Source organism: Nocardioides ultimimeridianus, assembly GCF_054777895.1.
On record NZ_BAAHAB010000009.1, the window covers coordinates 298613 to 310132 of the forward strand.

The 11520-nt window shown below is 71.3% G+C and carries 16 protein-coding genes; 4 read left to right on the plus strand and 12 right to left on the minus strand.

Annotation, left to right across the window (positions count from 1 at the left end):
• Positions 1 to 41 precede the first annotated feature (41 nt).
• Positions 42 to 323 (plus strand): helix-turn-helix transcriptional regulator, encoded by a 282-nt coding sequence (locus tag ACYU8V_RS09950; protein ID WP_460847032.1) that lies wholly within the window; start codon positions 42 to 44, stop codon positions 321 to 323.
• Positions 324 to 325: 2 nt separating this feature from the next.
• Positions 326 to 1285 carry an HNH endonuclease gene (locus ACYU8V_RS09955; protein ID WP_460847034.1) on the plus strand — a complete coding sequence of 320 codons (960 nt, stop codon included), beginning with the start codon at positions 326 to 328 and terminating at the stop codon, positions 1283 to 1285.
• A gap of 15 nt (positions 1286 to 1300) precedes the next feature.
• Here ACYU8V_RS09955 and ACYU8V_RS09960 read toward each other — a convergent pair whose 3' ends face one another.
• From ACYU8V_RS09960 to ACYU8V_RS10015, 12 genes are all read right to left on the minus strand, one after another.
• A complete protein-coding gene (locus tag ACYU8V_RS09960) occupies positions 1301 to 1612 on the minus strand; it encodes a hypothetical protein (RefSeq protein WP_460847036.1) in 312 nt (103 codons plus the stop codon).
• Between the two features lie 23 nt (positions 1613 to 1635).
• Positions 1636 to 2160 carry a Uma2 family endonuclease gene (locus ACYU8V_RS09965; RefSeq protein WP_460847039.1) on the minus strand — a complete coding sequence of 175 codons (525 nt, stop codon included), beginning with the start codon at positions 2158 to 2160 and terminating at the stop codon, positions 1636 to 1638.
• 64 nt (positions 2161 to 2224) lie between these two features.
• A complete protein-coding gene (locus tag ACYU8V_RS09970) occupies positions 2225 to 3328 on the minus strand; it encodes a hypothetical protein (RefSeq protein ID WP_460847040.1) in 1104 nt (367 codons plus the stop codon).
• A gap of 124 nt (positions 3329 to 3452) precedes the next feature.
• Positions 3453 to 3857 carry a YjbQ family protein gene (locus ACYU8V_RS09975; RefSeq protein ID WP_460847041.1) on the minus strand — a complete coding sequence of 135 codons (405 nt, stop codon included), beginning with the start codon at positions 3855 to 3857 and terminating at the stop codon, positions 3453 to 3455.
• Positions 3858 to 3885: 28 nt separating this feature from the next.
• Complete coding sequence (locus ACYU8V_RS09980) at positions 3886 to 4452, minus strand: dihydrofolate reductase family protein (protein WP_460847043.1); 567 nt, start codon at positions 4450 to 4452, stop codon at positions 3886 to 3888.
• Between the two features lie 42 nt (positions 4453 to 4494).
• Positions 4495 to 5265 (minus strand): imidazole glycerol phosphate synthase subunit HisF, encoded by a 771-nt coding sequence (hisF, locus tag ACYU8V_RS09985; protein WP_460847044.1) that lies wholly within the window; start codon positions 5263 to 5265, stop codon positions 4495 to 4497.
• The gene (gene priA / locus ACYU8V_RS09990) at positions 5262 to 5996 is read right to left on the minus strand and encodes a bifunctional 1-(5-phosphoribosyl)-5-((5-phosphoribosylamino)methylideneamino)imidazole-4-carboxamide isomerase/phosphoribosylanthranilate isomerase PriA (protein WP_460847045.1); all 735 of its coding nucleotides are present in this window, start codon (positions 5994 to 5996) and stop codon (positions 5262 to 5264) included. The genes hisF and priA overlap by 4 nt, the downstream gene beginning before the upstream one ends.
• Positions 5993 to 6637, minus strand: a complete 645-nt coding sequence (gene hisH, locus ACYU8V_RS09995; protein WP_460847047.1) for an imidazole glycerol phosphate synthase subunit HisH — start codon at positions 6635 to 6637, stop codon at positions 5993 to 5995. Before hisH ends, priA begins: the two co-directional genes overlap by 4 nt.
• The gene (gene hisB, locus ACYU8V_RS10000; RefSeq protein ID WP_460847048.1) at positions 6638 to 7246 is read right to left on the minus strand and encodes an imidazoleglycerol-phosphate dehydratase HisB; all 609 of its coding nucleotides are present in this window, start codon (positions 7244 to 7246) and stop codon (positions 6638 to 6640) included.
• Positions 7243 to 8340, minus strand: a complete 1098-nt coding sequence (locus tag ACYU8V_RS10005) for a histidinol-phosphate transaminase (protein WP_460847049.1) — start codon at positions 8338 to 8340, stop codon at positions 7243 to 7245. The genes hisB and ACYU8V_RS10005 overlap by 4 nt, the downstream gene beginning before the upstream one ends.
• The gene (gene hisD / locus ACYU8V_RS10010) at positions 8337 to 9641 is read right to left on the minus strand and encodes a histidinol dehydrogenase (protein WP_460847051.1); all 1305 of its coding nucleotides are present in this window, start codon (positions 9639 to 9641) and stop codon (positions 8337 to 8339) included. The genes ACYU8V_RS10005 and hisD overlap by 4 nt, the downstream gene beginning before the upstream one ends.
• Before the next feature lie 9 nt (positions 9642 to 9650).
• Positions 9651 to 10271 carry a TetR/AcrR family transcriptional regulator gene (locus tag ACYU8V_RS10015; RefSeq protein WP_460847052.1) on the minus strand — a complete coding sequence of 207 codons (621 nt, stop codon included), beginning with the start codon at positions 10269 to 10271 and terminating at the stop codon, positions 9651 to 9653.
• 93 nt (positions 10272 to 10364) lie between these two features.
• On the opposite strand from ACYU8V_RS10015, the gene ACYU8V_RS10020 reads away from it, so the two are divergent.
• A complete protein-coding gene (locus tag ACYU8V_RS10020; protein WP_460847054.1) occupies positions 10365 to 10835 on the plus strand; it encodes an SRPBCC family protein in 471 nt (156 codons plus the stop codon).
• 9 nt (positions 10836 to 10844) lie between these two features.
• On the plus strand, positions 10845 to 11510 hold the full coding sequence (locus tag ACYU8V_RS10025) for an LON peptidase substrate-binding domain-containing protein (RefSeq protein ID WP_460847056.1): 666 nt from the start codon (positions 10845 to 10847) through the stop codon (positions 11508 to 11510).
• Positions 11511 to 11520 lie beyond the last annotated feature (10 nt).

The window sequence follows — 11520 nt, forward strand, 5'->3', positions numbered from 1 at the left end:
TTGGGCGGACTCCGGAAGTCGTCGCCGAAAGGGTTGGCGACGTGCCCGGACCTGCCTCGTCGACCGCCTACCTGGAGGCGGCGAAGCACCTGGGCGAGAGGGTGTACGAGCGGCGGACCGAGCTGGGCTGGACGCAGGAGGAGCTGGCCGAGAAGGCCGACCTGTCGCGGAACCAGATCCAGAACATCGAGAAGAACCGCAACAACACCAAGGATCCGCAGACCGGCCTACCAGGCCCGAGCAACGCCCGGTTGGACACCGTGTTCAAGCTCGCCGCCGCGCTCGACCTGCGCGTCCGCGATCTGATCGACCCCGAGAGCTGACGGTGCGCATCACCCTCGGCGTGACCGACAACGCCTGGGCGGACTTCCTGCGCGCGGACGAATCGCTCACCGAGGCGAACTTCTGGGTGCCGTCGGCACGGAGCTTCATGGGTCGTGCCGCCCTCGACGAGCCGTTCCTCTTCAAGACCAAGAGCCCCCGCGAGGCCCTGGTCGGCGGCGGGTTCTATGCCGGGTACTACGAGCAGCGCGTCAGCGAGGCGTGGGCCGTCTTCGGACGCGGCAACGGCGTCGCCAGCGAGGAGGCTCTGCATCGCGCGATCCAGGTCTACCGCGACCGCACCGGCAAGGAACACCACCCGGACCCGACGATCGGGTGCGTCGTCGTACGGAACCTGTTCTTCGCTCCACCCGGCGGCGACCTTCCGGCACCCGAACGCTGGGGACGGTCCATCGTGCAGGGCAAGACGTACGACGCCTCGGACCCGGACTACGCGTACGTCGACCACGCATTCCGCTCGCTGCAGGGCGGCGCGCGGCTCGAGATCGGCTGGGACGACGACCTGGCCCGGATCGATCTCGAGGTCCCCGACGCGAGGTACGGCGAGCCCGTGCTCACCCGACCGCGCCTCGGCCAGGGGTCGTTCCGGCTCGCAGTTCTCGATGCCTACGACAACCGCTGCGCCATCACCGGCGGGAAGATGGCGCCAACGCTGCAGGCCGCGCATATCCGCCCGTACGCCAGCGGTGGCGCGCACCGCATCACGAACGGGCTCGCGCTCCGCTCCGACATGCACGCGCTCTACGACCGCGGCTACCTCGGCATCGACAGCGACTACCGGCTGCGGGTCTCGCCGCGGCTGCACCGCGACTTCGGCAACGGCGTCGAACTCTATTCCCGCGAGGCGCGGGGCGAGGTGATCCGGCTGCCGGTCGCTCCCCGGCACAACCCCGATCGGGACGCGCTGACCTGGCACATGGACACGGTCTTCCTCAGCGCCTGAACCGCCGGACCCGCCTCAGAGCCGGTCGATCCAGGTGTCCGCTTCACGCTGATCCCACTGGGATCCGCTACTCGACGGGGCAGATGCCCCGAGCCGCGCCAGGGTGCGGTTCGCCTCCTCGCTCGTCAACGCCCTCAGCGACGTCACCGGGCCGCCGAGAGCCTCCTCGATCGCACGCTGGCGGTCGGACATCTCGGTTATTCCTCGGGCGTCCAGTGCCTTGCGCAGCAGATCGACCTGCCAGTCGGCGATCGGGGTCGGGGTGCTCGGTGGCGTGACAGGCGCTGATGGCTCCTCGTCACCGAACAGCGAAGCATCGAGCGTCATGTCGCGCATCGTACGGGCGGGCATCAGCGGCGGAGCAACCACTCCAGGTCGACCTCGACCGTGCCGCGACCGGCGATCTCGACCGATCCCCGCGGACGCTCGGCGTCCAGCACGATCAGCTCGTCCCAGCCGTCGCCGCTGTTGGAGTACACGGTCAGCTCGGACGCCTCGATGTCGACGATCCAGTACTGCTCGATGCCGGCGGCGGCGTACTCGTGCGACTTGCGGACCAGGTCCTCGCGCCGCGTGCTCGGCGAGAGCACTTCGACGCAGAGGACGGGAGTCGTCGGAGCCCACGACTCATCGAACGGCTCCACGGTGGCCAACACGTCGGGGATCCGGCTCTTGCGCTTCTCGACGGTCCAGAAGCCGACCGCCTCGACACAGAACAGACCGGTCGCATCCTCGATCTTCAGCGCGAGCCCGAAGGCGACCCGTTGGTGTCGCGCGCGGGGCGCGGTGTTCATGAAGATCGCCTCGCCGTCGACCCATTCGACGCGGCCTTCAGGCAGCGAGAGGTACTCATCGAGCGACATGGGTCGTCGCACGAGCCGTTCCTGCGGCGCTGCCGACACATCGACTCCTTGGCTGACGGACATTCTCGGGCCCCTGTCATTCTGCCTCGGCACGAGCGGGCGCGGCCAGCGCCAGCCCACGCCCTCGAGCCGGGCACGGCAGCTGCTCGGCGATCGCTGCCCACCGATCGCGGTGCCCGGGGCGCAACGTCCGCACCGCCTCGGCGTGGGCGTGGGCGTTGAGCAGCGCCGCTCCGACGTACGGCATGTCTTCTGTCGGCATCTCCTCGCGTCGCGAGCGGTCGAGGATCCGGAAGGCAGCACGGCCGACCTCGTCACGCCCAGCGCGCAACTGCATCATCACGCGGTCCAGTTCGCGTTTCGGCGTTCCGAATCGCACCAGCTCGAGCTCCGGCACGTCGGTCATCAGCTCGTAGTCCTCGCGCAGCAGATCCGCCTGGGCGATACGTCGCCGCTCGACCGCCGTCGCCAGCGTCTCCAGCCAGTCGCCCGACTGCGCGACCGCAGTCGCGACCCGCTTCGTCACACCCAGCGGATGCCGATCGAACATCAGCCCGCCGCCGATGCCGCTCGGCACCAGACGCCCCAGCACCCAACCCTGCGGCGCACACGCCCGTGCGCCGAGGTCGAGCACGTCGATCCACTTCGACTGTCCCGCCTCCCGGATCTGGAGCACGCCGCCTCCTGTGCTCTCCCCTATCTCATAGCCACTCAGTGGGGCGTCGACCCACTGCCGCGACAGGTCGGCACGCTCGGCGAGGCGGCCGACCGCGAACTCGTCGAGGTACGCCGAGATCCCGCCTGCCTCGTGCGCGGCGAACTGGTGGAACGCCCAGGACTCACCACAGATGCGCGCGAGGACCTGGATGGGATCGCCGCCACGGTCGTGGCAGTCGTCCATCAGGCGCTGGTGGATCGCAGGACCGACGTACGCGGCCGCTGTCTTCACCAGCCGCCCTGTCTCGCCGTCCTCGCAGCGCGTCACCAGGTAGGCGAGGTACCGCACCCATACCCAGTCGGGAAGGTCGTCGGCGGCCGCGGTCAGCCCGGCAAGCAACTGGACGTTGCGCCCGCGGGTGAACATCGGCACGCAGCGATACCACTCGAGTGCGGCGCCGAGGTCACCTGACCTCTCGGCAGCGAAGGCGAGCTCGACGCAGGCCATCAGATCGGGCGTCATGCGGTCGGCGATGCGGGGTAGGCGGCGGAATCCGCCAGAGGTTCTCCGAGACATGCGGCACACACAACGCCGGCGAGCCGACGCGTGCAACCGTCAGGACCACTACCTGTGGAGAACCTCCGGATCAGGCGGGGAGGAAGCTGAACCGGACGTCGCGTTCGGCGTTGTCGACGTTCAGGTCGACCAGGCAGATGCTCTGCCAGGTGCCGAGTGCGAGCGTGCCGCCCAGCACCGGGACGGAGGCGTACGGCGGGACCAGGGCCGGCATCACGTGGCTGCGACCGTGTCCGCGGCTGCCGTGGCGGTGCTGCCAGCGGTCGTCCTTCGGCAGCAGGTCGCCGAGCGCGGCGAGGAGGTCGTCGTCGCTGCCCGCCCCGGTCTCGATGATGGCGATCCCGGCGGTCGCGTGCGGCACGAACACATGCAGCAGGCCGTCGCCGCGGCCGTCGACGTACCTCTCGGCGTCGCGGGTGATGTCGAGGACGACCTCCGCACCGCCGGTCCGGTAGGTCCTGAGCTCGGAGTCCATGAGCCCATCCTGCCAAGGCGGTGGAGGGTCAGCCGGCGGGCAGGACGTCGTAGGTCAGCTCGGCGAACTGGCCCACCAGCCGCACGCCCACCAGCCGCAACCGGTCCGACTCGAGGCGGCGCGGCAGCAGCGGCGCACCGGAGCCGAGGGTGACCGCGGCGACCGACAGCATGATCCGGTCCAGCCGCCCGGCGTCGGCGAACTGGCCGGCGACGTCGCCCCCGCCCATCACCCACACGTCGCGCCCGGCAGCCGCATCGAGGAGCTCGGGGACCAGGTCGGGCACGGCCCTGTCGACCACGTGGAGGTCGACGCCGGGGAGCTTGGGCAGGTCGCGCGAGGACAGCACGTAGGTGGTCATGCCGGGATAGAACTGCTGCCACTTCTCGGGGTGCTCGAGCAGCGCCTCGTGATCGATGAGCCACTGGTACGTCGTCGACCCCATGACCAGGACGCCGACGCCGGCCGCGAACTCGGCGAGACCCGCGAGCGACTCCTCTCCCCCGTCGACCGCGAACAGCCACTCCAGGGAGTTGTCCTCGTCGGCGAGGTATCCGTCGAGCGAGGTCGCCGTGGCGTAGACGAAGCGCGTCACGCCGTCAGCCTAGGTCCGGCTCACTCGTCGCGGGGTGCGACCTCAGCGGACCGGGTACCCGGCTCCGGCCAGCCCGGCCTTGACCTCGGAGATGCGCATCGTGCCGAAGTGGAACACCGAGGCGGCGAGCACGGCGTCCGCACCGGCCGTCACCGCGGGTGCGAAGTGGTCGATGGCGCCGGCGCCGCCGGAGGCGATCACGGGGATCGAGACCTCGGCGCGGACCCGGCGGATCATCTCCAGGTCGAAGCCGTCGCGGGTGCCGTCGGCGTCCATCGAGTTGAGCAGGATCTCCCCCGCGCCCAGCTCGGCGGCGCGGACCGCCCACTCGATGGCGTCGATGCCGGTGGACTGCCGGCCGCCGTGGGTGGTGACCTCGAACCCCGACTCCGTGCGTACGTCGCCGGACACCCGCCGCGCGTCGAGCGACAGCACCAGCACCTGGTTGCCGAAGCGCTCCGCGATCTCGTTGATCAGCTCGGGCCGGGCGATGGCCGCGGTGTTGACGCCGACCTTGTCGGCGCCCGCGCGCAGCATCGTGTCGACGTCGGCGACGGTGCGGATGCCGCCGCCCACCGTCAGCGGGATGAAGACCTCCTCGGCCACCTTCGACACCATCTCGAGGGTGGTCGAGCGGCCGTCGGAGGAGGCCGAGATGTCGAGGAAGGTCAGCTCGTCGGCGCCCTCCGCGTCGTAGGTGCGCGCCAGCTCGACCGGGTCACCCGCGTCGCGCAGCTCCTTGAAGTTGATGCCCTTGACCACGCGCCCCGCGTCGACGTCGAGGCACGGGATGACCCGGACGGCGAGGCTCACGCGCGACCCTGGGTGAGCGCGAGCGCGTCCTCGAGGGTGAACTGGCCGGTGTACAGCGCCGTACCGGCGATGGCGCCCTCGACGCCGATCGGGACGAGGTCCATCAGCGCCCGGATGTCGTCGAGCGTGGTCACGCCACCGGAGGCCACGAGCGGCTTGTCGGTCGCGGCCGCGACGTCGCGGAGCAGCTGCAGGTTGGGGCCCTGGAGCATGCCGTCCTTGTTCACGTCGGTGACGACGTAGCGCGCACAGCCCTCGGAGTCGAGGCGGGCCAGCGTCTCGTAGAGGTCGCCGCCGTCGCGGGTCCAGCCCCGCGCGGCCAGCGTCGTCCCCCGTACGTCGAGGCCGATCGCGACCCGGTCGCCCCACTTCGCGATCGCCGCTGCGCACCACTCCGGCTGCTCCAGCGCGGCGGTGCCGATGTTGACCCGGCGACAGCCGGTCGCCATCGCCGCCTCGAGCGACTCGTCGTCGCGGATGCCGCCGCTCATCTCGACCTTGATGTCGAGCTTGCCGACGATCGCGGCCTGCAGATCGCGGTTGTTGCCGTGCCCGAACGCCGCGTCCAGGTCGACCAGGTGCAGCCACTCGGCGCCGGCGTCCTGCCAGCGCAGCGCCGCCTCGATCGGGTCGCCGAAGACCTTCTCGGAGCCGTCGACGCCCTGCACCAGCTGGACGGCGCGACCGCCCTTGATGTCGACGGCGGGAAGGAGCTCGAGGTAGTCGCTCACAGCGAGGTCACCCAATTCTTCAGTAGTTGTGCACCGGCGTCGCCGGACTTCTCGGGGTGGAACTGGGTCGCCGACAGCGGCCCGTTCTGGACCGCGGCCACGAACCGGTCGCCGCCGTGCTCGGTCCAGACCACGCGGGGCTGGTGGGAGTCGGGGGTGCGGTCGTTGGTGACGAGGGTCCAGTCGCGGACGGCGTAGGAGTGCACGAAGTAGAAGCGCTCGTCCTCGATGCCCTCGAAGAGGCTTGTGCCCTCCGGGACCGAGACGGTGTTCCACCCCATGTGGGGTACGACGGGGGCCTGGAGCCGCTCGACGACGCCGGGCCACTCACCGCAGCCCTCGGTCTCCACGCCGTGCTCGATGCCGCGCTCGAACAGGATCTGCATGCCCACGCAGATGCCGAGGACGGGACGGCCGCCGGAGAGGCGGCGGGCGATGATCCGCTCGCCGCGGATCGCGCGCAGGCCCTTCATGCACGCCTCGTACGCACCGACGCCGGGGACGAGCAGCCCGTCGGCCGCCATCGCGGTGTCGAGGTCCGAGGTCAGCTCGACCGAGGCACCGGCGCGCTCGACCGCACGCACGGCCGAGCGCAGGTTGCCCGACCCGTAGTCGAGGACAACCACCGAGGGCTGCGCCATCTAGAGGGCGCCCTTCGTGGACGGGATCCCGGTCTCGCGCGGGTCGATCGCGACGGCATCGCGGAACGCCCGCGCGAACGCCTTGAACTGCGTCTCGACGATGTGGTGCGGCTCGCGGCCCGCGAGCACCCGCACGTGCAGCGCGAAGTGGCCGTGGAAGGCGAGGGTCTCGAAGACGTGCTGGGTCAGCGAGCCGAGGTAGGACACCCCGGAGCCGCCGAGCTGGACGTACTGCTGGCCCTCGGGCTCGCCGGTGTGCACGCAGTAGGGACGGCCCGACACGTCGACGACGGCCTGGACGAGCGCCTCGTCGAGCGGCACGGTGGCGTCGCCGAAGCGGCGGATGCCGGCCTTGTCGCCGAGCGCCTCACGCAGGGCCTGGCCCAGCGCGATCGCGGTGTCCTCGGTGGTGTGGTGGGCGTCGATGTGCACGTCGCCCTCGGTCTGGACGACCAGGTCGACGAGCGCGTGCCGCGCGAACGCGGTGAGCATGTGGTCGTAGAAGCCGACGCCGGTGGAGATGTCGTGCTTGCCGGAGCCGTCGAGGTCGACCTCGACGATCACCTTGGACTCGCTGGTCTGCCGCTCGACGCGGGCGGTCCTGCTCATGCTCGTTCTCCATTCACATCGGTGAGCGCGGCCCGGAAGGCCGCCATCTCCTCAGGGGTCCCGACCGAGACCCGCAGCCAGCCGTCCGGCCCGGTCTCCCGGATCAGCACGCCCCGGTCCAGCAGACCCTGCCAGACGGCGTGCCGGTCCGCGAACCGGCCGAACAGCACGAAGTTCGCGTCCGACTCGGCCACCTCGTAGCCCTGCTCCCCCAGCCAGACGACCAGCGCATCGCGCTCGACGCGCAGCGCGTCGACCTGGGCGAGCAGCTCGTCGGCGTGCCGCAGTGCGGCCAGCGCGGTCGCCTGGTTGACGGCCGACAGGTGGTAGGGCAGCCGTACGACGCGGATGGCGTCGGTGATCGCCGGGTCGGCGGCCAGGTAGCCCAGTCGCAGGCCGGCGGCCGCGAAGGCCTTGCTCATCGTGCGGGTGACGACCAGGTTGCGGTGGCTTCCCAGCAGCTCGATCGCGCTCGGCGTCGTGGCGCGCCGGAACTCGCCGTACGCCTCGTCCACGACGACGATCCCGCTGTCGCCGACCGTCTCGCACAGCATCGTGACGGCGGCTTGCGGCAGGGCCGTTCCGGTCGGGTTGTTCGGGCTCGGCAGCAGCACGACCGAGGGCCGCACCTCCTCGACCAGCGCACGCGCCTTGTCGAGGTCGAGGGAGAAGTCGGTCTCCCGCGCGCCGGCGACCCACTCGGTGTGGGTGTTGCGGGCGTACTCCGGATACATCGAGTACGTCGGCGCGAAGCTGATCGCGCTGCGGCCCGGCCCGCCGAAGGCCTGCAGTAGCTGCTGCATGACCTCGTTGGAGCCGTTCGCCGCCCACAGGTGGTCGGCCGTGAGGCCGGCGCCCGGCACGTCGTTGTTGAGGTACGCCGCCAGCGACTCGCGCAGCGCGACGAACTCCCGGTCCGGGTAGCGGTTCAGGTCCACGGCCGCCTGCGCCACCGAGGCCGCGATGTCCTGCAGGCAGTCCTCGGACGGGCCGTAGGGGTTCTCGTTGACGTTGAGCTGCACCGGCACGTCCAGCTGCGGGGCGCCGTACGGCTCGATGCCGGCCAGCTCGGGCCGGATCGGGGGCCAGCTCATGAGCGCGTCCGCACCGTGATGGCGGCGCCGTGACCGGGCAGGTCCTCGGCCTCGGCGAGGGTGACGACGTGGTCGGCGACCGCGGCCAGGCCCTCGGCGGAGTAGTCGATGACGTGGACCGACTTGGTGAAGGCGCGCACGCTCAGCCCGGAGCTGTGGCAGGCGCAGCCGGCCGTCGGCAGCACGTGGTTGGACCCGGCGCAGTAGTCGCCGAGGCTGACCGGGGCATGCGGGCCGACGAAGATCGCACCGGCGTTGACCACGCGCGCGGCCCAGTCGGCGGCGTCCGCGGTGTGGATCTCGAGGTGCTCGGCCGCGTAGGCATTGACGACCTCGAGGCCCTGCTCGAGGTCGCGCACCAAGACGATCCCGGACTGCTTGCCGCCGAGCGAGGTGGTGATCCGCTCGGTGTGCTTGGTGGCCGCGACCTGCCGGTCGAGCTCGAGCTCGACGGCGTCGGCGAGCTCGGTGGACGTCGTGACCAGGACCGATGCGGCCAGGGGGTCATGCTCGGCCTGGCTGATCAGGTCGGCGGCGACGTACGCCGGCACGGCCGTCTCGTCGGCGAGGATCGCGATCTCAGTGGGGCCGGCCTCGGAGTCGATGCCGACCTGGCCCTTGAGGATCCGCTTGGCGGTGACGACGTAGATGTTGCCGGGCCCGGTGACCATGTCGACGCGTCGGCAGGGGCCGACCCCGTAGGCGAACATCGCGATCGCCTGGGCGCCGCCGACGGCGTACACCTCCTCGACGCCGAGCAGCGCGCAGGCCGCCAGGATCGTGGGGTGCACCGAGCCGCCGAACTCGCGCTGCGGCGGGGACGCCAGGGCGATCGAGCGGACGCCCGCGGTCTGCGCGGGGACCACGTTCATGAGGACGGACGACACCAGCGGCGCGAGACCGCCGGGCACGTAGAGGCCGACCCGGCCGACCGGCACCTTGCGGTGGGTGACCCGGGCGCCCGGACCGAGGTCGGTGACCGCGTCCTGCTCGAGCTCGTTGGCGCAGGTGAGGCGCAGCCGCCGGACGGACTCCTCGAGTCCGGCGCGGATGTCCGGGTCGAGCTGCTCCAGGGCCTGCTGCATCGCCTCGGACGACACCCGGATGTCGTCGATGCGTACGCCGTCGAACCTCTCGGCGTACTCCAGCAGCGCCTCGACCCCGCGCACCCGCACGTCCTCGCAGATCGCGTGGACCGCCGGCACCGCAGCCTCGATGTCGAAGTCGGCACGGGGCACGGCTGCGCGGTAGTCGACGCCGGGGGCGGACTCGCGCAGGTCGATGCGGCGGATGAGGGACATGCCCCGATTCTACGGTCGCGGGGCGTCCCGCTCCGACCGAGATACGAGGGGCGGGACGACCGCGAGCGCGAGGGCGCGTGCGGACTCGAGGACCCCGTCGTCGCCGAACAGCTCGCGGCGGGTGTTGGCGGCGACGAGGTAGGCGTCGATGCGGAACGCCGCCTCCTGCGGATCCGGCGCCCCCGCTGCCTCGAGCTCGCGCTCCAGTACGTCGAGCCACTCGCGCTTGAGCGCCCGGACCGCGTCGGCGACGCGTCCCTCGCGGTGCCCGAACTCCGCCGAGGTCGCCGCGACGAAGCACCCGCCCGGGAACACCTCCGCGCGCAGGTAGCCGACCCAGTGGTCGAGCAGGGCGTGCAGCCGGCGGGTGCCGCGCGGCTCGGTCCAGGCCGGTGCGATGACGTGCTCGATGTACAGGGTGCGCGCCTCGGCGACGGCCGCGAGGAGGATCTCCTCACGCGCACCGAACACGGTCAGCAGGCCGCTCTTGCTGGCGCCGGTGGCCTCGGCGAGGCCGCCGACGGTGATCGAGTCGAGCCCGTGGACGGTCGCGATCCGGGCGGCGGCACGCGCGGCGACCTGGCGCGTGCGGTCGCCGCGCGCTCGTCGTCCGTCGCTGGGTGCGGTCATGCGCACCAAGGTATACGACCGACTGGACGCATTGACGCTCTCGGCCTAGCCTGCCGCTATACGACCGATCGGTCGCACAGACAGGAGACGCCGATGAACCCCGTTCCCCCGTTGCACGACGAGATCGAGATCGCCGCTCCCCCGGCGGCTGTCTGGGAGCTGGTCGGAGACGTCACGCGGATGGCGGAGTGGAGCCCGCAGGTCACCTCGACCCGGCTCTCCGACGGACACGCGACCTGCGCGCTCGGCACCAGGTTCACCAACCGCAACGTGCACGGCGAGCTGGTCTGGACGACCCACGCCGAGATCGTGGCGTACGACGCCGCGCGGCTGCTGGCCTTCCGGGTCGCGGAGAACGACGCGACCTGGTCCTTCGAGCTCACCCCCACCGCGTCCGGCACCCGGCTGGTCGAGCGCCGCGACGCACCCGGGGGCATCTCCGACCTCTCCCGCGACCTCACCGACGGGTTCCTGGGCGGCCAGGAGGTCTTCACCGCGGCGTTGCGGGACGGGATGCGCGAGACGCTGTCGAAGATCAAGGCCGCGGCCGAGGTCTCTGACTAGGGTTGAGCTGTGACGGCCGATCTCCCGATGTTCCCGCTCAACGCGGTGCTCTTCCCGGGGGTCAGCCTGCCGCTGCGGGTCTTCGAGGACCGCTACCGCGCCCTGGTGCACCACCTGCTCCGGGTCGAGGACCCCGCCGAGCGGCTGTTCGGCTCGGTCGGCATCCGCGAGGGCTACGAGGTCGGCGACCACGGCGCCCAGTCGCTGTTCCGGGTCGGCGTGCGGCTGCAGCTCACCGAGGTCGAGGCCCACCGCGACGGCACCTTCGACGTTGTCGCCGTCGGGCGGGACCGGATCCGGTTGGACCGGCTGATGACCGGCGACACCTTCCCCCTCGGCGAGGTCGAGGACCTGCCCGAGCCCACGGTCGTCGTCGAGCCGCACGTCGTCGAGGCGGCGCGCGCGACGTTCACCGCCTACCGGGCCATGCTCAGCGCGTTCGCGACCGACCCGTTCCAGGGCGAGCTGCCCCAGGACCCGACGTACCTCTCCTGGACGATGGCCGCCTGCGCTCCGCTGCCGATGGCCGAGCGGCAGCAGCTGCTCGAGGCCGACGACGCCAACGAGCGGCTGATCCTGGTCACCGACCAGCTCCGCTCCGAGCTGCGCGCGATGAACGTCATCCCGTCGCTGCCCGCGAGCGAGGTCGCCCGGACGCGCTGGTCGCCGAACTGAGGCAGCCGCG

What these genes read in the sequence shown, in the direction of transcription:
- ACYU8V_RS09960 (WP_460847036.1), bottom strand. Translation starts at nt 1,612, where the DNA reads ATGACGCTCGATGCTTCGCTGTTCGGTGACGAGGAGCCATCAGCGCCT.
- ACYU8V_RS10020 (WP_460847054.1), top strand. Translation starts at nt 10,365, where the DNA reads ATGAACCCCGTTCCCCCGTTGCACGACGAGATCGAGATCGCCGCTCCC.
- hisH (WP_460847047.1), bottom strand. Translation starts at nt 6,637, where the DNA reads ATGGCGCAGCCCTCGGTGGTTGTCCTCGACTACGGGTCGGGCAACCTG.
- ACYU8V_RS10015 (WP_460847052.1), bottom strand. Translation starts at nt 10,271, where the DNA reads ATGACCGCACCCAGCGACGGACGACGAGCGCGCGGCGACCGCACGCGC.
- ACYU8V_RS09975 (WP_460847041.1), bottom strand. Translation starts at nt 3,857, where the DNA reads ATGGACTCCGAGCTCAGGACCTACCGGACCGGCGGTGCGGAGGTCGTC.
- ACYU8V_RS10005 (WP_460847049.1), bottom strand. Translation starts at nt 8,340, where the DNA reads ATGAGCTGGCCCCCGATCCGGCCCGAGCTGGCCGGCATCGAGCCGTAC.
- hisB (WP_460847048.1), bottom strand. Translation starts at nt 7,246, where the DNA reads ATGAGCAGGACCGCCCGCGTCGAGCGGCAGACCAGCGAGTCCAAGGTG.
- hisD (WP_460847051.1), bottom strand. Translation starts at nt 9,641, where the DNA reads ATGTCCCTCATCCGCCGCATCGACCTGCGCGAGTCCGCCCCCGGCGTC.
- ACYU8V_RS09970 (WP_460847040.1), bottom strand. Translation starts at nt 3,328, where the DNA reads ATGACGCCCGATCTGATGGCCTGCGTCGAGCTCGCCTTCGCTGCCGAG.